This is a genomic window from Kitasatospora sp. NPDC057940, from assembly GCF_042887425.1.
Lineage (GTDB): Bacteria > Actinomycetota > Actinomycetes > Streptomycetales > Streptomycetaceae > Kitasatospora.
Window position 1 is genome coordinate 180470 of the sequence record NZ_JBHVPH010000015.1, and the last position, 19216, is coordinate 199685.

The following is a 19216-nucleotide window of genomic DNA, read 5'->3' on the forward strand; positions in this document are numbered from 1 at the left end:
CCTGGCCACCGCCAGCCACGACCACACCGTCCGCATCTGGCACACCCACACCGGCCACCCCGTCCACACCCTGACCGGCCACGACGCCGAAGCCGTCGCCTGTGCCTTCTCCCCCGACGGCACCCTGCTCGCCACCGCCGGCCGCGACCGCACGGCCCGCATCTGGCACGTCCCCACCGGCACCCAGCGCACCCTGTTCGCCGACCACTGCGAGACCGTCACCTCCTGCTCGTTCAGCCCCGACGGCGCCCTGCTCGCCACGGCCGGCCACGATCACCGGATCCGGCTGTGGGAGACCTCCCTCGACACGCCTCGCCCCCAGCCCTCACCGAGGTGGGAGTACACCGCCGCGTTCTCCCCGGACGGCGCGACCGTGGCGACCGCGGGACGCGAACAGACGGTACGCATCTGGAACGTGGCCGCCAGCCGGGTGGAACAGCGGCTGGAAGGCCACACCGACACCGTCAGCGGCTGCGCGTTCTCCCCGGACGGGACGCTCCTGGCCTCCGCCAGCCACGATCTGACCGTCCGGCTGTGGGACGCCCGCACGGGCACCGTCCGCAACGTCCTGGCCGGACACGAGGATGCGGTCACCGCCTGCGGGTTCTCCCCGGACGGCAGGCTCCTGATCACCGGTGGCCGCGACGACACGGTGCGGCTCTGGGACACCGCCACCGGGCAGCCCGGGCACGTCCTGGCCGGCCACACCGGAGCCGTCTCGGCCTGCGAGTTCTCCCCGGACGGCACCACCATCGTCTCCGCCGGCCACGACCACACCGTCCGGCTGTGGGAGACCGCCACCGGCCGGCTCCGGACCGTCCTCGACGGTCACACCGACCTGGTCAGCGACTGCGCCTTCTCCCCCGACGGACGCTTCATCGCCTCCGCCAGCCACGACCGGACCGCCGTCCTCTGGGACGCCGACTCCGGCGCACCACGGCAGACCCTGGCGCGCCACAGCAGCGGAGTGGCCGCCTGCACCTTCGCCCCCGACGGCTCCCTGATCACGACGGACATCGTCGAACGACGGCTCCGGATGTGGCGGCCGGGCAGCGACGAACCCTGGTGCGGGATCCGCGTGGTCACCCCGCTGCTCGGTCTCGCCTGGCACCCGAGCCGCCCCCTGCTGTGCGCCGTGGGCGAGTCCGGCGTGTACCTGTTCCACTACCTGCCCCACGGCGTCCGCGACGCCACGACGTGAGGAACCGGAGCCATGTACTACGCAGGCCCGCACGTGAGCTGCTACCGAGCCGTCTCGCTCCCGGACGGCGCGTTCGCCGGCGTCCGGTGCGTCAAGTTCGCCAACCTCGTCCACTGCCCGGACCAGGAAGGAGTGGCCTTCGTCTGGTACGGGGAGGCGGCGGAACCGGCAGGCCCCTCCCGGCAGTTCGGCGAGGCCTTCGTCACCGGCGCGACCCGGTCCGGTTCGGCCACGCTGACCGCGCACGCGGCCGCCCTGGTCGGCAACGGCGAGCGTGACGAGCCGTTCATGCGGCTACGGTTCCAGCTGTCCTCGCCGCCGCCGCAGGTACCGACCCGTCTCACCGTGACCGGAGACCGCCACGAGGAGTGGACGCTCGTCCCCGACGGCGTCCTGCCCGACCACCAGCCGCTACGCCGCCACATCGAACGCGGCGGCCCCCGGCTGAACGAGTACGGCGTGCGCAAGGACGACGGAACGCCCGGCGTCGGCGTCCGGTGCATGCTGAGCAGCGGCAGCTGGCTGGGCGCAGGGCGCTGGCTCGAACTCACCTACCTGCACCTCGGCACCTACATCGGCGACCCGCGCGGTCCGGTGCGCTTCAGCGCCTCCGACATCGCCGCCGGGAACGGTTTCTGCCTCTTCGTTCCCTGGGGCGAACTCTCGGTACGGACGGACGCAGAGCATGGCCCGTCCGTACTGCGGGCCTCGGGAGCCTGGTCGGAGAGCTGGCAACTGCGCCGCGCCGCCCGGGGCTGGGAGCCGGACCCCGAGGTGGCCCACCTCCGCGCGTTCAGCTGACCGCGACCGGATCCGCCCGGATCAACCAGCCTCGGGTGGAGGGGAGTTGAACACGTTGCTCTGCTTGCCGTGATCTCCGATCTGCACGCCCTGGGCACCCCGGGCATCGACCTGGTAGCGCCCGGCCTCGGTCCCGGCCGCGTCGAGCAGCGCCAACAGCTCCTGCGCCGCAACCACCAACCGCTGATCGTCACCCGCCCCGATCCGCTCCAACTCCGCCCGGAGGGGCGCCTGCCAGGCCTCCGGATTCCCGTCCAACTGCTCCAGGGCCACCTCGGCGGCGGGCTGCCCGCGGAACCGCCGCCGCACGAGGTTCTTGAGACCCGTGTAGGCGTCCGCCGCCATGCTCGTCATCACGCCCTTGGAACCGGCCACCGAGCCCGCCGCAAGAGCAGTCGCAATCAGTGCTTCAGGATCCACCGTCCCAGCGTCGCAGCCGGACACCGCCCCCGGCAAGTGCGTCCTCGGTCCGCCACCGCGCACCGCATGGCCGAGACGGTTCGTACTCACCTGCGACCGCGCATGCCGCACCCGGCATCCGGGGATACCCGTGCCGTCGGTCGGCAGCACGCCGGCGGGACGGAACACTCGGAGGACGCATCGTGCCCAACTCCCCGCACGTAGACCGCCGTTCGATCCTCAGGGCCGCCGCGGGCCTCGCCGTGGGCGCGGGCACCGGCGCCCTCACCACCACACCCGCCACCGCGGAGCCCCGTCTGCTCCAGCAGGGCACGCAGCTGTGTCAACTCCCCGGCGACTCGGCAAGCCAGGTGGGCCTCGGCTGCGGCGACCTGGGCATCCCGTACTACCGGGCGCACGACCGCACCTGGGGCTACGTGTTCGGGGACTCGTGGCGCGGTCTGCATCTGGGAACGCCGGCGGACGGCATGTCGCCGGCGATGCTGGCCCAGGGCAGCTTCGACGCCTCCGGCAGGACACCGATCTCCTTCACCTGGGCGGCGCCCAACGGCCAGGCCGGGCAGCTGTTCAACTACACGCGCGGGGCGGGCACGTGGCCCGACTGCGAGATCACCAGGATCCCGAACGACTGCATCGAGTTCGGCGGCCGCACCTTCATCCAGTACACATCCGTGGCCAGCTGGGGCCGGGAGGGGGATCCTCCGCTGGCCTTCGGCCACGACGGCTCCCGGCTGTCCGGCGTCGCCTACTCGGACGACTACGGAATGACCTGGCAGGACTTCTCCTACCACTGGAACGGCGACTCCCTGAACATCAACCAATCCCTCTACGGCATGTGGTCGTTCGCCGGCATCGACCCCGACGGCTGGCTCTACGTCTTCTCGAAGCCGTGGAACGGCCGTCACCTGAAGAGCGAGGAAGGCGGCAAGGGATGGATCCAACTGTTCCGCTACCAGCCGGGTGACTTCTACGGCGGCAACTTCGGCGCCCAGCAGAACTGGGCCTTCCTCGACAACACCTGGCAGTGGACGACCTCCGCCCCGCCGACGATCATCCTGGACGACGGGCACGGCATCGGCGAGTTCTCCGTCAAGCGGATCGGCGACACCTACTGCATGAGCTACTTCGACCGCGACGCCATGTCGATCAGCACCCGCACCGCGCCCCGCCCGGACCAGAGGTGGTCCGCTCCCGTCCAGCAGATCGTCGGCGGACAGGACGGCTCCGGCAAACCGGTCGTCCCCAACCTGTACGGCGGATACATCCACCCCGGCAGCGCGAGCGCGACCTCACTCACCCTGATCGTCTCGCGGTGGGACGGAACGGCGACCGGCCCCTACCACCTGCTCCAGTTCGACGGCATCAACCCGTAGCGGGACCCCGGCCGGCGCGCCACGCAGGCGGCGGCCCGAGGGTGCGGTCGCGCGATCTCCACCGTCGTGGGATCGTCTGAGGTAGCAGTCGTGGATCCGAAGTACCGCAACACCTGCAGTCGGAGGACCAGGGCGATCACCTCAACCCCAGGGGTGCGCACCAGCGCGTATCTCGTTCCCCGACCAGGGAGCAGCACATGGCCACCGGCACCGTGAAGTGGTTCAACGCCGAGAAGGGCTTCGGTTTCATCGAGCAGGACGGCGGCGGCCCCGACGTCTTCGCCCACTACTCGAACATCGACTCACAGGGCTTCCGGGAGCTCCAGGAGGGCCAGAAGGTGAGCTTCGACATCACCCAGGGCCCGAAGGGCCCCCAGGCCGAGCACATCCGCTCCGCCTGACCTTCGCAGCACGACGCCCCGTACCGGTCCGGTACGGGGCGTTCGTCATGCTCAGATGCCCGCAATCCCGACAACACCGGTGGCGACCGCACGCAACGGGTCATAGGGAATCCTGGGCTGAGCGGTAAACGCCAAGGCCCGTGCCCACCACCAACTGGTAGCCGCCAAGGTGCCGCTCTCAACGCGCGGCTCCATATCGTCGCCACCGCCAGCACCCACGGTGCCGCTCATCAGGCCGGGCGGGAAATGGCCGTCGGCAGAGGCCGCTGGCTGATGGTTCTGCCCGTGCTCGGCTGCGTGCTCACAGTGGGCTTCCCCGTCGGCCGGCTCTGGGCGCTGGCTGTGGCTGTGGCTGGGGGTGCTGTGGCCGTCGCCCTGGTGGGCTGGGCGCGGGATGCCTGGCACTCCCGATGGCGTGGTGCCCGGCGGCTGGGGCGCCATCGATTGCGCTGAAGGTCGGTGGGGCTGCCCCGGGCCGTTAGCGGCGAGGCAGCCCCACCGACGGTATTGGGGGCAGAACGTCGACGGTGGCGTGGCCTGGCAGACGACGAGCAGGGCGCCGCGGTGGCGCGCGAGGAGCTCACGGGCGCGGACGGGGCAGCCCCAATGTCCGTCTGCCAGGAGCGCTTCGGCGAGGTGCCGGTTCAGATCCTGCACGAGTGGAACACCGTCACCCACGTCAGCGAGTATGAGGGCGACCCGCGCCGTCGGCCGCTGACCTACGACGAGATCCAGGACCTGTTCGACGCCGCCGACGGACGGGTCGAGGAGATCCGAAAGCGCGGCCGCAAGGGCGTGTTGACCGCGATGCGCGATTCCGCCCTACTCAAGGCCTACTACGCCTACGGCATGCGGCGCCGGGAGAACGTCGGCCTGGACCTCGCCGACCTGCGGCGCAGCCCGAAGGCCCCGCAGTACAAGCGCCACGGGGCGGTGTTCGTGCGCTGGGGCAAGTCCTCCAAGGGCAGCCAGCCCAAGCGCCGCACCATCTTCACCGTCCCCGAGATGGACTGGATCGTCGACGACCTCGACCACTACCTGACCGAGGTCCGGCCCCGCGTCTTGGACGAACGCAACGAGGACATCGAACGCATCCCCGGCTGGCTGGAGCACGCACTCGCGGACAAGCCGGCGGCTCACGCCAACCTCGCCCGCCCGTTCCTGCACTGATTCCTGCTGCGACGGGCACGCCAGCGGGCCGCTGTCCGCCGCCATCCCGCCTCGGCCGACCGCGACCTGCGTCGCCGCGTCAGCGTCGCCCTGGACTGATCGGGGCGTCCGCCGGCAGCAGGGCCTCGACAACCGCGCGGGCCAGCCGCAGACCCAGCCGGTCGGGATTCCACGACGCCTGCGAGAAGAAGGCATGCACCCTGCGGTGCGGCCACAGCCGCGACAGGCCCGCACCCGTCAGCATCCCGGTCACCGTGCGCCGCCCGGTCCGCGCGACCGTCCCGGTCACCAGATGGCAGAACGTCTCGAACGAGTGCTTCGTGAAGCACGGACGGGTGACCTGCAGGACCAGCAGCAACGACGCCGGTAGCGTCATCCCCGGAACCATCAGCGGCAACTCCTCGGACACGAGGCGGTTGGATCATCACCGCTGATGGTTCTTCACATCCAGCCCGTCCGGCCGCGCATCAGGCCCAGCTCACCCGGACGGGAAGCAACCACCCTCTTCAAGATCGCGATCCGCTGCAAAGTCGAGAACTCACCGATCCAACAATTCTGGAGTTACTGGCGGACGTCCTGGTGCAATTCCAGAACCAGATCCGGGCCCGTCGGCACAGCACCGAGGCCCTGGCTGCGGTGACGACCGCGCAGGCGGCCGGACCGCAGGACATACTTGAAGAGAAAGCAAGGCACGAAATCCACAGAATCGAGGATGACCATGAGCGAACCCCGAATGGCGTGGGACGAACTGGTGATGTTCTCCCGGGAGCACGAACTGCTGGCGAAGCAGCTATACGTGATCGTCTCCGAGCCCACCGCAGGTCTCGGTCCCGTTCTCGCCAACCTCGAAGAGCACCTCGCCTACCAGGCCAAGCTGGAACGCGACGGCGTCATGTTCGGCGCCGGCCCGCTCGCGAACGAGGCCGAGAACGAGTGGCTGGGCGAGGGGATATTCATGTACCGCGCGGGATCCCGCGCAGAGGCCGTAGCCTTCGCCGAAGCCGATCCCATGCACGCCTCAGGCGCCCGGCGCTACACCGTGCGACTCTGGATGCTGAACGAGGGTGCGTTCAGCGTTCAGCTCTTCTATTCAGGCGGCAAACCTCAGATCAGCTGAACTGCGAAGTGGCCGTCGTAGACAGCGTGCTGAAGTTCCCCCCTGATCTTGGACAGCGGGTTTCTACGCTGCGGAGATGAAGTCGTACCGCAGTCTGGCTCGGATTTCGAGCGGGGTGAGGTACCCGAGCTCGGTCCCGGGTTCGACGGGGTTCTGGAGGCGGCGAGGTGAAGCCGCTGGTCGCGACGGTCTCGGCTGGAGTCGCACCCGAAAATGCCTAGAGACGCGATTTCTCTGATTCGTCTATGCTGGCCCGGCCATATCCCGTATGGTCTGCCAGTCGTACGACCTCGACCTTCTCGACGTGGAATGCCAACGCCACGGCCTACCCACACTCGCCGCACGTCTGGGAACCCGGAGAGTCGAGGCCGTCGACCCCATGCGCATCCACCAGTGCCTGCCATCCTCTCGCCACAGCCGCAGCACACTCGAAGCACTCGCCGAGCTCCACTCACCCGGACGCATCGGCGCTCATGCAGCGCTGGGCGATTGCCTCGCCACCTGGGACGTGCTGGACGCCCTGTGCATTCAACACGCGCAGGCAATTCTCGGGACTGCCACCCGAAACAGCGGCGGCGAACAGGACACAACACTGGAACTTCGACACCTGCTGAAACCCAGCCGGAGCTGAACCACCTGAAGCCGGAACCGACAATCGAGCATCCACTGCTCCACTGACCGATCCCAGGGAACACACAACTCCACCCCAGACGGACACGCCACCACCCGGATCCGCCACCGCGGTGATCACGGCCGTCCGGAAACCCGGGCCGCGCGGTGCGCAGCTCGTTCAGGGGAGCCGGCCTGGCCAGGCTTGTCCCGCGCGAGGGTGGTAGCGGCGCCAAGGTGACACCACCTCTCGGGAAGGCCGCCGCGGCGTGGCTCCCACATCGCGGAATCCAGATCACGCACTGACGGGGCGTCTGGGCGGGAAACCTGCCGCCCGTCCGGTCAGAGCTGCAGGAAGTAGCCGGCCTTCTTGGCCGCTGCGATAGCGGCGGCCGGTGGACGACCTCGATCCCCGGGCGGCGGCGCGTCTCGGGCACGCATGCGACCAGGGCATCCGTCTGCTCACTCTCCCCCTTTGGATCGCCCTGCGGACGGCCAGCACCGGCGACCTCGTGTCCCCTTACCGTTGTCCGCGGCCAAACCGGATTGTCCGCTGCCCACCTGGCCCGTGACCGATTTCTTGTTGATGGACAATCAATAAGGCCTCACTGTGGAGTCTCCACCGGCTCTTCGCGGAGGGTCCCGCGACTCGGCCGTCTCCGTATACGAACACGGCCGGCGACCGTGCCGGAGATGTCCCCTCGAAGAGCGCGGTACCGGGGTGGCGAACACGCCGGGACGTGTCCATTGCGAGGGTTCGGACAGAGGTCTACGCAAGTCGACTGGGGCTCCTCGTGAGTTTTCTGGAATGTTGCGCGCGAAAAGCATTGCAGCCCGCAAGATCGACAAGAAAGAGGAAGCTATGCGCAAAGGGAAAATGATCTTGGTCGCCGCCACACTCGGGGCTTTCTGCTCTCTCGGCGTGGTGGTGTCCCCCACTGCCCAGGCATCCACGCCCGGGGTGCTCACCTGTGATGTTATCGAAACGGGCGGTCCGGATGCCCACGCCGAGGGGTACGCAGATGGCCGGATATGCGACGGGAACATCACGGGCACGGTGCACGACACCAAGGCCGACGGCCGGTGCCCCTATGTCCGCCTCCACTTCAACGACGGCAGCTCGTGGGACTCGCCGTGGGCCGGAGGAAACGGCACGAAAGCGAACTTCAGTGGTTATCACCCTGGCGCTTATGCCTGGGCGGAGCTGAGGTCTATCTCCTGCTGAGAGATCGACCTCGCATCGACCATCCTGGCAGTTTTCTGTCCCCTACTGGAGACATCTACCTCCCGTGCGGCGGACACGACGCATAGCACGTTCAGTGACCAGGACGTCATCGAACACGATCAGGTCGTGAACCTCTAGATCGTTCTCCGTAACGTGATCACATCAGGCACTCGACCGGCGTCTCGATGCCCCCATCGGCTCGCGACCGGGCGGGGATGCCTTTGGCTCACCGGACGATGAGGGCGACGGCACCAGCAACCGATCGCCGACACGCCGACGGCCGGGCCCCTCGCCTGAGGTGTCTGGCCACCCGCTCCGGCACAACGGTGCCGGGCCGGCGGGTGGGCGGGCCGGGGCGGGGGCTCAGGGGATGAGGGCGGCGACCCCTTCGGCGAGCAGCATCCAGGTGGGCTGCCCGCCCGTGCCGAAGGCGGAGGCGAGGACGTAGCCGATCGCGGCGTCGGCGGGGCGGGCGGGGGCGCCGTCCCGCCACTCCACGATGACGATCTGGTCGCCGTCGCAGGAGAAGTCGCCGAGGCGCTTGCCGTCGCGTATGAGGCGGCTGCTGGGGATGGAGTCCGGGACGAGGACGTAGACGGCGCCGTCGTACGTGGTCTCGACCCGGTAGGACTTCCGGCGGAGCTTGCCCCGGCCCGGCCGCAGCGGCACCGGCGAGCCGTCGACGGTCAGCGTCAGGTGGGCGGTGTCGCGGGTGCCGATGGCGATCTGCGGGTCCGGCTCGCTGCCCGGGTCGCGCTCCAGGACGGCGGTGGGGATCCGCTCCCCGGAGACCGTCACCCGGTCCTGGCCGTCGATGCGGACGGTGATCCCGCCGAACAGGGTGTCCTCGGTGGTGAAGGGGGCGGGCGCCGGTCGGTCGGTCATCTGCGATTCCTTTGGTGGGTCGTAACTCCGGCCGTCAGGAACGCAATTCGCGGGCCGGAATTCGCGGGCCGGGGTGATCCTCTCATTCGAGGGAGAGGGATTCACCGGGCGGTGGGCGTCAGTTGATCTCCCGTCGGCAACTGATGGAACCTCCAACTCTCCTGCACCACTTAATGGTTACTCCATCTCACGGCAATGGAATCACCTAGGCTTCGATCCACCCGGTGCCCGGCTCGGCGCACCGGCCGACAAGGGGAGGACATGATGAGGAGCCCGGCAAGCGCGTTACGGCGCGGATCCCGCTGGACCGTCTCGGCGGCGACGGCGGCGGCCCTGCTGCTCGGTGGGGCGGGTGTCTCGGGGGCGTCGGGGGCGGCCGCCTCCGGCGAGCCCCACGGCCCCGTCTCCGGCGTACCGGGGGCCGTCCGGCTCGCGGAGTTCACCTGGGAGAAGGTCACCGAGGCGGTCAGTCCGGACGGCCGGAAGGTCTACCTCGTGCTGACGGACGTGGTCGGCGGGCGCCAGGGCGTGTACCTGTCCACCGTCGACACGCAGACCGGCACGGTGACGGCCCGCCTCCCGCTCGGCGACCCGGCGCCCTACGGGCGGCCGGCCCTCAGCCCGGACGGCCACCGGCTGTACGTCGGAGTCGGCTCCGCCGTCTACGTCATCGACACCGGGACCAACACGGTCAAGGCCCGCATCGCCGCGCCGGAGCAGCAGCTCCCGGCGGGCTGGACCCCGGGCGCGGCGACCAGTCTGGCCGCCGACCCGGACGGCGAGACCCTCTACGTCGGCCAGTCCGGGCCCTCGGGCCCCGCCGGGCAGGAGCAGCCGGGCCGGATCCTGGAACTCTCCACCGGCGACCAGGAGTTCATCGACCAGACGGCGGTCACCGGCCACACGGTCAACGATCTCGCCGTCCTGCCCGACGGCAGCTCCCTCTACGCGGGCACGAACCTCGACCTGCTGCGCCTCGACATCGGGACCGGGCTCGGCACCGCCAAGGTCGTCGACCTCGGCGCCAAGGACGAGCTGGCGCTCTCCCCGGACGGCTCCTTCCTGCTGGCGCTCGGGTCGGTCCGCACCTACTCCGAGGGCATCGGGCTCGACACGGGCACGGGCAAGGTGCGCTTCGTCATGAAGTACGGCTCCGGCTACTTCGAGTACCACCACCCGGCGATGAACGCCGACGGCAGCCGCGTCTACCTGCTCGGCGGCCCCTCCTACACCATCCCCGTCCCGCTGTACACGTTCGTGCCGGGCGAGAACCGGTTCGACCAGAGCGTGCGCCTCTCCATTCCCGAGCCGTACATCCACGCCCTCGCCGTCGGGCCGGACGGCCACTCGCTGTACGTCACCGGCTGCGTGTACTTCGACTCGGCGAAGGGCTGCTTCCTGCGGACCCTGCACATCTGACGCCGCGCGCCGGGGCGCCGGTCGCCGGATGTTCGGCGGCCGGATGTTCGGCGGCCGGATGTTCGGCGGCCCGGTGTTCCGGCGGCCCGGTGTTCGGCGGCCGGCATTGACAGCCCCGCGCGCGACGCGCTGGGATGAGGCGAGGGTTCGTCACGGGGGGTCCGGTCGACGGGACCGGCTGCTGCGCGGTGACCCACCGGGGGTGTCGTGGAGGCCTTACGAGCCACTGACCCGACGACGGTCGGCGGCCGGTACCGGCTGCTCGGGCGCCTCGGCAGCGGCGGGATGGGCGTGGTGTACCTCGGCCGTTCGCCGGGCGGCCGGCTGGTCGCCGTCAAGTGCGTGCACCGGGAGCTCGCCGCCGACCCGGAGTTCCGGCGGCGCTTCGCCCACGAGCTGGAGGCCGTACGGCGGGTCGGCGGGTTCCACACCGCCCAGGTCGTCGACGCCGACCCGGACGGCGACCCGCCGTGGCTGGTCACCGCCTACGTTCCGGGGCCGTCCCTGGCCCAGGCGGTCGCCGCCCACGGCCCGCTGCCGGAGGCGTCGTTGCGCGTCCTCGGGGCGGGGCTGGCCGAGGCGCTGGACGCCATCCACGCCGTCGGCCTGATCCACCGGGACCTCAAGCCGTCGAACGTGCTGCTCGCCGACGACGGGCCGCGCGTCATCGACTTCGGGATCGCCCGCGCGCTGGACGGGACCGCGATCACCCGGACCCAGGTCGTCGTCGGCACGCCCGGCTACATGGCGCCGGAGCAGATCGCGGGTGGCGCGATCGGGCCGGCCTGTGACGTGTTCAGCCTCGGCCACGTGCTCTGCCACGCTGCCGGGTGCGCGCCGTTCGGCCACGGTGGAGCGCAGGTGATGCTCTACCGGATCGTGCACGCCGAGCCGGACCTCGGCGGCGTCCCGCAGGCCCTGCGCCCGGCGATCGCCGCCTGTCTGGCGCGCGATCCCGCCGACCGGCCCACCCCCGCCGAGTTGCTGGACCTGTTCGGGCCGGCCGCGCACGACGCGCCCGCCGGGGCGTGGCTCCCGGCGCAGCGGCGGGCGGCTCCGGTCGCGGCCGGGGGCCCGGGGGACCCTCCACCGGTCGGGCCCCCGCCGCTCGGACCACCAAGCGAGCCGAACGGGCCGAACGGGCCGAGCGACCCGAACGACCGCACCCGTACGGCGATCACCGAGGTCCAGCAGCCTCCCGACCCGCCGCCGCCCGGTGGTGGGAAGCGCCGGCTCCGCTGGCTGCCGGTGCCGCTCGCCCTCGCGCTCGTCGCCGCCGCCGTCTGCTTCCGGCTGTTCGTGATGACCGGCGGCTCCGGGCCGCCGGACTGCTTCCCGTCCGGCGGCGCCCCGGGCGACTCCTCGGCCCCGACCGGGGTGACCAGTGTGCCCGCGGGGACCCCGCACCCGCCCGAGCCCACCGGGCCCGCCGACCGGACGGTCATCGAGCTCGGCCGGTCGGTCACGCTCAGCTGGGACCACGCCGCCGCGGTGTCGCGCGTCTTCACCGGGCTGGGCGACGACTCCCCCCGCTACACCGCCTGGCTGAGCACCGCCGCCTGCACGTTCACACCCACCGCCACCGGGCTGTACCGGTGGGAGGCGAGCACCGCGAACGCCACCGAGGGACAGGTCGGCAGCGCGTGGTCCGAGGACCGGTTCCTGTTCGTCAGGGCGAAGGGCTCCTCGACGCCCGACCCCGGGCACGACGCCCCGGCCGTCCCCCGCCTGCTGGCCCCGGCGGACCAGGCCGTGGCCAAGGCCGGCCAGCCGGTCTCACTGAGCTGGACGGCGAGCGGCTTCGCCTCCCACGCCTCGGTGCTGTCCCCCGGCGGGACCTGGCAGAACCTGCCCTGGCAGGACGCGTCGACCTACCTGTACACGCCGCCCTCGCCCGGGATCTACGTCTGGAGCGCGTTCACCGAGGCCAAGGGCGGCTGCGACGGCGGGGCCTGCGTCAGCGGGGCGAGCGCGCAGCGGTACCTGATCGTCGAGTGACTCTCCCGCCTGGGCACCGATCACCTCGACCTCTACTACCTCGCCCGGGTCGACCCGAACGGTCCGTCGCGGCCGCCCAGGGCGTGTCCCAACCCCCGCCTCCGGTGGGCCGTTCCATAGAACGAACTTGTTCGTTACGAACATGTTCGTTACCGTGGAGGAGCGGGCGACGAACCCGCGCCGACCGGCACGGGCCGGCACCGACCGAAGGAGTGGCCATGACCGTCCAGCACGTTCCCGTCGCCGTCATCGGAGCCGGGCTCGGGGGCCTCGTGCTCGCCCGGGTCCTGCACGTCCACGGCATCCGGGCCGCCGTCTTCGATCTGGAGCCCTCGCCCGAGGCCCGCACCCAGGGCGGCCTGCTCGACATCCACGACGACTCCGGCCAGCAGGCCCTGCGCGACGCCGGGCTGCACGACCGGTTCCTGGCCCTGGTCCACGCGGGCGGCGAGGCCCTGCGGGTGGTGGGGCCGGACGGCGCCGTCCGGCTGGAGCAGGAGGACGACGGCACCGGCGGCCGCCCCGAGGTCGACCGGGGCCGTCTGCGCGACCTGCTGCTGGACTCCCTGCCCGCCGACACCGTGCGCTGGGGCCACAAGGTGGTCCGCGCCCACGCGCTGGGCGACGGCCGCCACCAGGTCGCCTTCGCCGACGGCACGGCCGTCACCACGGACCTGCTGGTCGGGGCGGACGGCGCGTGGTCCCGGATCCGGCCGCTGCTGTCCGACGCCCGGCCCGCCTACACCGGGATCTCCTTCGTCGAGGCCGACCTGCACGACGCGGACACCCGGCACCCCGGGGCGGCCGCCCTGGTCGGCGGCGGGTTCTTCCTCTCCGTGGCCGAGGACCGCGGCTTCCTCGCCCACCGTGAGGGCGACGGCAGCATCCACGTCTACACCGCCGTCCGGGCCGACGAGGACTGGCTGGACGGCATCGACACCACCGCCCCCGACACCGCCAAGGCGGCCGTGCTGGCCGGCTTCGACGGCTGGGCCGACGGCCTGCGGGCCCTGCTCGCCGACGCCGACGGCGGCCTGGTCCCGCGCCGGATCCACGCCCTGCCCGTCGGCCACCGCTGGAACCGCACCCCCGGCATCACCCTGCTCGGCGACGCCGCCCACCTGATGTCCCCGTTCGCCGGCGAGGGCGCCAACCTCGCCATGCTCGACGGCGCCGAACTCGGCAAGGCCCTCGCCCACCACCCCGGCGACCCCGAGGCCGCCCTGACCGCCTACGAGCGCGCCCTCTTCCCCCGCAGCGAGGCCTCGGCCGCCGCCTCCGCCGCCAGCCTGGACCTGATGTTCGGCCCCGACGGCCTCCAGCGCCTGCTCGACCAGTTCACCACCCCGGACCAGCCCGCCCCGGACCAGCCCACCCCCGACCAGTCCGCCCCGGCGGCCGGCCGGTAGCGGCGGCGGCGGTTTCGGCGAACTAGTTCGTGACGAACACGGTCGCTAGGCTGGCCGGTATGACGAGCTCCCCCTCCCGACCCCGCAGCCGCCGCGAGCGGCCGGCGAAGCCCGCGCTGAGCCACGAGGCGATCGTCGCCGCCGCCGTGCGGGTGCTGGAGGCGGAGGGCCTGCCGCGGGTGACCATGCGGCGGCTGGCCCAGGAGCTGGACACCGGGCCGGCCTCGCTGTACGTGTACGTGGCCAACGCCGCGGAGCTGCACGCCGCGATCCTGGAGGAGTACCTCGGGGAGGTGGACCTGAGCCCGGTGACGGCGGCCGGGGACTGGCGCGAGCGGTTGGCCGCCGTCCTCGACTCCTGCACCGGGGTGCTGTTCCGGCACCCGGCGCTCGCCCACGCCGCACTGGTGGCGAGGCCGTCCGGGCCGCACTACCTGGCCCTGGTGGAAGCGGTCCTGGCACTGCTGCACGAGGGCGGGGTGCCGGACGGGCAGGCGGCCTGGGGCGTGGACGTGCTGCTCCAGGTGGCCACCGCCACCGCCGCCGAGCAGTCCGCCCGCCAGGGCGAGCAGGCGGAGCGGGAACAGGCCGCGCTCACCGACGCGCTCCGCACGGCGCCCGCCGCCACCTACCCGAGGATCGCCGCGCTCGGGGACGACCTGGTGTCCGGGGCGCCGGAGGAGCGGCTGTCCTGGATGTTCCGGGCGGTCGTCAACGGCACGCGCACGACGCCCCGACCCGCCTGACCCCGGACCCGCCCAGCCTCGGCCCTCAGGCGCCCGCCGCGGCCGCCTCGGCGAGGGCGTCCAGCACCGGGCGGATCAGCGGGTGCCCGTCGGCGCCGGCCCGGACGGCGGCGAAGACCCGGCGGGTGGCGAGCTCGCTGTCCACCGGCCGGACGGCGATCCGGCCGAGGTCGACGCCGCGCAGCGCCGAGCGCGGCACGAGGGCGACGCCGGCGCCCGCCGAGGCGAGGGCGACGACGGCCCGGAAGTCGTCGGAGGAGTGCACCAGGCGCGGCTGGAAGCCGGCGTGCTCGCAGGCCAGCAGGACGACGTCGTGGCAGGGGTTGCCCGGGTAGGGGCCGATCCACCGTTCGTCGGCCAGGGCCGCGACGGCGAGCGGACCGCCGTCGGCGGCCAGCGGGTGGCCGAGCGGCAGCACCGCCTCGAACGGCTCGGCGTACAGCGGGACGCGGGTGAGCCGGGCGTCGTCGGCGCGCGGGGCGCCCCGGTACTCGACGGCCACCGCGAGGTCGGCCCGGCCGTCGAGGACCATCGGCAGGCTGGCGTCGCCCTCCGCGTCCAGCACCTTGAGCCGCACCCCGGGCGCCTGCGCGGCCAGCAGTCCGATCGCCGGGGCGAGGACGAGCGCGATGCCGGTGGCGAAGGAGGCGACGGTGACCTCGCCGGAGACGCCCTCGCTGTAGGCGGCGAGGTCGGCCTCGGCGCGCTCCAGCTGGGCGAGCACGGCGTCGGCGTGGCCGAGCAGGATCTCCCCGGCGGCGGTCAGCCGCACCCCCCGGCCCTCGCGGGCGAGCAGGTGGTGGCCGGTCTCCTGCTCCAGGGCGGCCAGCTGCTGGGAGACGGCGGAAGGGGTCAGGTAGAGGGCGGCCGCCGCGGCGGTCACGGTGCGGTGGTCCGCCACGGCCCGCAGGGTCCGCAGCCGTCGGGCGTCGATCACGGGCCAATTCTGCCAGCGTGCCGGGGCCGGCCGGACCGGGACCGGAGCCGGGGCGGGGTCCGGTCCGGCCGGCCCCGGCTCCGGGCCCGGTTCCGCGTAAGGGGCGATACGACCGGTGGCGTATTTCCGGACGAGATCGCTTCGCCCGGTTGACCACCCGGCCCGGGCGGCGATTGGCTCTTCCCGAGCCGGGCCGCGGGGGTGACGAGGGCCCGGTGCCGTCATCAGGGGAGGATGTCCATGACCACTGCACGAACCCGCCGTCGACTGGCCCGCACCGCCGGCGTCCTGGTGGCCGCCGCCGTCGCCGCCGGCACCGCGATGCCCGCCGCCGAGGCCCGGCCGCTCAAGGGCGACACCTCCCGGGTGAGCGAAGGGCCCAAGGGCGAGCAGCTCGACGGCACCTCGTCCGCACTCGGGCTGAGCGCCGACGGCCGCTCCGCGCTGTTCACCTCGACCGCGACGAACCTGCTGCCCGGGGCCGGCACCCCGAACTCGGACGAGGTCTACGTGCGGGACCTGCGCAACGGGCACGTCGAGCGGGTCAGCGTCGCCGCCGACGGCTCCAAGCTGGACGCCGCCACCAACCAGGCCGCGATCAGCGGCGACGGCCGGTACGTGGCGTTCAGCACCGCCGCCACCAACGTGCTGCCCGGCCAGCCGAAGCACGGCAACGACGTCTTCGTCCGCGACCGCTGGACCGGCCGCACCGAGCTGATCACCGCCCCCGGCTCGGCGAGCACCGACGACCAGAGCATCCGCACCGCCGACAGCCCCACCCTCAGCTGGGACGGCCGCTTCGTCGCCTACGCCTCCAGCCGCACCGACCTCGCCCCGGGCGTGAAGCGCGGCAAGAACAACATCTACGTCACCGACCGCTGGACCCACACCACCCGGCTGGTCACCTCCGGCACGGAGGGCGAGGGCGCCGACAACAACTCCTTCAGCCCGACGATCAGTGCGGACGGATCGACCGTCGGTTTCGGCTCCCGGGCCGGGAACCTGCTCCCGGGCACTCCGGCCCCGGCCACCGAGCCTGCCACCGGCGCCGAATCCGCCGGCGCCGGGACACCCCGGCTGGCCGGGCCCAAGTTCTACCCGTACTACGTCTGGAAGGCCGGCACCGGCAAGATCGCCGGCGCCAGCCTGGACGACACCGGGGCCCTGAGCGACGGCGGCCGCGACGGCCGGGTCAGCCCGGACGGCCGCTACGCGATCTACAGCCTCCCGGTCTTCATCGGCGGCGCGCCCGCCCCGGCCCACGGCATCCGGATGGACGTGTACGTCCACGAGCTGGCCACCGGCAAGATCACCAAGGTCAACACCGACCTGCCGGGCACCACCGCCAAGTGGTCCTCGTCCGGTGGCGTCATGACGCTCGACGACCGCTGGGTCTACTTCGACTCCGCCGCCGAGAACCTCGTCCCCGACGACACCAACTCCGCCAGCGACATCTTCCGCCGCGACCTGTGGACCGGGCGGATCGAGCGGGTCAGCCTCACCCGGAGCGGCGGGCAGAGCACCGCCTCCTCCTACGGCCCGTACGTGGACGCCACCGGCGACACGGTGATCTTCGACGCCTCGGACGGCGACCTGGTGCCGGGCGACACCAACACCTTCCTGGACGTCTTCCTGCGCCGCCTTTGATGTCCTGACTCCCTTGCCGCATACGTCCGTTGACGTATTTTCGGCCGAGATCACCCGTGGGCGTTGACCACCCGGCCCTCCCGACGATTGGCTCTCCCGAAAGCCCGTCGCCGGGAGGGAGCCCGGCCGGGCGACCCCCGGGGAGGCAGACGTCATGACACGCAGCACCCGCACCACCCGCAACCGGTGGCTGGCCGGCGGCGGCAGCATTCTCGCGGCCACCGCCGTACTCGCCGTGACCGCGGCACCCGCCCAGGCCGACCGGGCCGACCGGGCGCCGCGCGGCACCGTCCAGGTCAGCGTCGGGGTGAACGGCGCCGCGCCGGACAACCAGTCGTGGAGCCAGGCGATCAGCGCCGACGGCCGCTACGCCCTGTTCACCTCCTGGGCCACGAACCTGGTGTCCCAGCCCGCGAAGAGCGCCCGCGACGCCTACGTCCGCGACCTGAGGACCGGCCGCACCGAGCGGGTCAACCTGGCCGCCGACGGCAGCGCGCTGAACGGCTTCACCGACAACGTCGCGATCAACGCCGACGGCCGCTACGTCGCCTTCGACAGCGACGCCGAGAACGTGGTGCCCGGCATGCAGGTCCAGGGGCGCGACGAGGTGTACGTCCGCGACCGGAAGACCGGCCGCACCGAGCTGATCAGCGGCGGGCTCACCGGCACCGACACCGACAAGTTCCACTCCTCCTACGCGCCCTCGATCAGCGCGAACGGCCGCTACGTGGTCTTCGGCTCCAGCCGCAAGGACCTCGTCCCCGACCTCCAGGGCGACGCCCCCTCGCTGGCCAGGCCCTACACCTGGGACTACAACATCTACGTCACCGACCGCTGGACGGGGAAGACCAAGCTGGTGACCCGCGGCGTGGACGGCAAGCCGGGCGACGGCATGTCCCTCCACCCGACGATCAGCGCGGACGGCCGCACCATCGGCTTCACCTCGATGGCCGACAACCTGCTGCCCGCCGACCAGACCCCCGCCCCGGCCGGCGAGGGCGCAGCCGCCAACGGCGACGTGGAGCTGGCCCCGGGCATCGCCCCGGCCCTGCCCCGCAGCGCGCAGAAGGGCCTGGCCCAGCCGAACCTGGCCCGGCCGGTGACCGCCCCCTACTACACCTACGACGTGGAGTCCGGCCGGATCTCCGCCGCCAGCCTCGACCTCGACGGCAAGCTCGGCGCCCCGAGCTTCGGCGCGACGATCAGCCCCGACGGGCGGCGCGCGATCTACGCCCTGCCCGAGCCCGGCGGGTCGACCGGCGGCCACCGGTTCCACACCGTGCTGTACGTCCGGGACCTCAGGAAGGGCACCGTGACGAAGATCAGCGGCGGCCTGCCCGGCACCACCTCGGTCGGCTCCTCCGACCACGCCCGGATCACCGCCGACAACCGCTGGGTCTACTTCGCCTCCGCCGCCGACAACCTGGTGGCGGGCCCGCAGCACCCGGGCTGGGACGTCTACCGCCACGACCTGCGCACCGGCCGGACCGAGCGGGTCGCCACCGCCGCGGACGGCTCGCTCGGCAACGGCTCCTCGACCGACCCGGTCGTGGACGCCCGCGGCCGCACGGTGGTGTTCGGCTCGACCAGCGGCAACCTGCTCGCCGGCACCGGCGGCCCGGCGGGCACCGACTCCCAGGTCTTCGCCCGCGCCACCGCGCACCACGGCGACGACCAGGGCGAGGACCAGGACCAGGGCGACGACCAGGGCCAGGACAGCGACGACTGACCGTCGACCACCGCTCGCACCGTGAACCGCGTACGGGGGCGGGACGTCGGCCGGGCCGGCGTCCCGCCCCCGAAGCGGGAGGGTGGGGCAGATGGTTGGTGGGCCGTGCGGTGGGGGCGCATCGATGCG

General features: G+C 72.2%; 17 protein-coding genes and 1 pseudogene. 14 read left to right on the top strand and 4 right to left on the bottom strand.

Annotation, left to right across the window (positions count from 1 at the left end; genetic code table 11):
* Positions 1–1201: WD40 repeat domain-containing protein (locus ACFVTF_RS22980; RefSeq protein ID WP_387816055.1), on the top strand; the 1201-nt coding region annotated here is incomplete at its 5' end.
* A gap of 12 nt (positions 1202–1213) precedes the next feature.
* Entirely contained in the window at positions 1214–2002 is a 789-nt protein-coding gene (locus ACFVTF_RS22985; protein ID WP_387816056.1) for a hypothetical protein, read from the top strand.
* 21 nt (positions 2003–2023) lie between these two features.
* On the opposite strand, the gene ACFVTF_RS22990 is transcribed toward ACFVTF_RS22985, so the two are convergent.
* Entirely contained in the window at positions 2024–2422 is a 399-nt protein-coding gene (locus tag ACFVTF_RS22990; protein ID WP_387816058.1) for a hypothetical protein, read from the bottom strand.
* 182 nt (positions 2423–2604) lie between these two features.
* Here ACFVTF_RS22990 and ACFVTF_RS22995 point away from each other — a divergent pair, with 182 nt between their 5' ends.
* The 3 genes and pseudogenes from ACFVTF_RS22995 to ACFVTF_RS23005 all read left to right on the top strand — a co-directional run.
* Positions 2605–3795, top strand: a complete 1191-nt coding sequence (locus tag ACFVTF_RS22995) for a DUF4185 domain-containing protein (protein ID WP_387816060.1) — start codon at positions 2605–2607, stop codon at positions 3793–3795.
* A gap of 197 nt (positions 3796–3992) precedes the next feature.
* Complete coding sequence (locus tag ACFVTF_RS23000; protein WP_387816062.1) at positions 3993–4196, top strand: cold-shock protein; 204 nt, start codon at positions 3993–3995, stop codon at positions 4194–4196.
* A 609-nt stretch (positions 4197–4805) separates the two neighbouring features.
* A pseudogene (locus ACFVTF_RS23005) lies at positions 4806–5252 on the top strand (site-specific integrase); the annotation flags it as partial.
* 193 nt (positions 5253–5445) lie between these two features.
* On the opposite strand, the gene ACFVTF_RS23010 reads toward ACFVTF_RS23005, so the two are convergent.
* A complete protein-coding gene (locus ACFVTF_RS23010; RefSeq protein WP_387816064.1) occupies positions 5446–5775 on the bottom strand; it encodes a transposase in 330 nt (109 codons plus the stop codon).
* 309 nt (positions 5776–6084) lie between these two features.
* Between ACFVTF_RS23010 and ACFVTF_RS23015 the strand changes: the two genes are divergently transcribed.
* From ACFVTF_RS23015 to ACFVTF_RS23025, 3 genes are all read left to right on the top strand, one after another.
* Positions 6085–6483: a YciI family protein gene (locus tag ACFVTF_RS23015; RefSeq protein ID WP_387816066.1), complete on the top strand. Its 399-nt coding sequence runs from the start codon at positions 6085–6087 to the stop codon at positions 6481–6483.
* Between the two features lie 379 nt (positions 6484–6862).
* Positions 6863–7114 (top strand): hypothetical protein, encoded by a 252-nt coding sequence (locus ACFVTF_RS23020; protein WP_387816068.1) that lies wholly within the window; start codon positions 6863–6865, stop codon positions 7112–7114.
* A 786-nt stretch (positions 7115–7900) separates the two neighbouring features.
* Positions 7901–8317: a hypothetical protein gene (locus ACFVTF_RS23025; protein ID WP_387816070.1), complete on the top strand. Its 417-nt coding sequence runs from the start codon at positions 7901–7903 to the stop codon at positions 8315–8317.
* Positions 8318–8680: 363 nt separating this feature from the next.
* Here the strand turns inward: ACFVTF_RS23025 and ACFVTF_RS23030 are convergent, their stop codons facing one another.
* Positions 8681–9202, bottom strand: a complete 522-nt coding sequence (locus ACFVTF_RS23030) for a hypothetical protein (protein WP_387816072.1) — start codon at positions 9200–9202, stop codon at positions 8681–8683.
* Between the two features lie 264 nt (positions 9203–9466).
* On the opposite strand from ACFVTF_RS23030, the gene ACFVTF_RS23035 reads away from it, so the two are divergent.
* The 4 genes from ACFVTF_RS23035 to ACFVTF_RS23050 all read left to right on the top strand — a co-directional run bounded on the left by ACFVTF_RS23035 (position 9467) and on the right by ACFVTF_RS23050 (position 14774).
* Entirely contained in the window at positions 9467–10621 is a 1155-nt protein-coding gene (locus ACFVTF_RS23035) for a hypothetical protein (RefSeq protein WP_387816074.1), read from the top strand.
* Between the two features lie 207 nt (positions 10622–10828).
* The gene (locus tag ACFVTF_RS23040; RefSeq protein WP_387816076.1) at positions 10829–12619 is read left to right on the top strand and encodes a serine/threonine-protein kinase; all 1791 of its coding nucleotides are present in this window, start codon (positions 10829–10831) and stop codon (positions 12617–12619) included.
* A 218-nt stretch (positions 12620–12837) separates the two neighbouring features.
* On the top strand, positions 12838–14028 hold the full coding sequence (locus ACFVTF_RS23045) for an FAD-dependent oxidoreductase (protein WP_387816078.1): 1191 nt from the start codon (positions 12838–12840) through the stop codon (positions 14026–14028).
* Positions 14029–14087: 59 nt separating this feature from the next.
* On the top strand, positions 14088–14774 hold the full coding sequence (locus ACFVTF_RS23050; protein WP_371515810.1) for a TetR/AcrR family transcriptional regulator: 687 nt from the start codon (positions 14088–14090) through the stop codon (positions 14772–14774).
* Positions 14775–14799: 25 nt separating this feature from the next.
* On the opposite strand, the gene ACFVTF_RS23055 is transcribed toward ACFVTF_RS23050, so the two are convergent.
* Positions 14800–15711, bottom strand: a complete 912-nt coding sequence (locus ACFVTF_RS23055) for a LysR family transcriptional regulator (protein WP_387816080.1) — start codon at positions 15709–15711, stop codon at positions 14800–14802.
* 240 nt (positions 15712–15951) lie between these two features.
* On the opposite strand from ACFVTF_RS23055, the gene ACFVTF_RS23060 reads away from it, so the two are divergent.
* Positions 15952–17358 (top strand): TolB family protein, encoded by a 1407-nt coding sequence (locus ACFVTF_RS23060; protein WP_387816082.1) that lies wholly within the window; start codon positions 15952–15954, stop codon positions 17356–17358.
* Positions 17359–17512: 154 nt separating this feature from the next.
* A complete protein-coding gene (locus ACFVTF_RS23065; RefSeq protein WP_387816084.1) occupies positions 17513–19087 on the top strand; it encodes a TolB family protein in 1575 nt (524 codons plus the stop codon).
* The last annotated feature ends 129 nt before the right edge of the window (positions 19088–19216 follow it).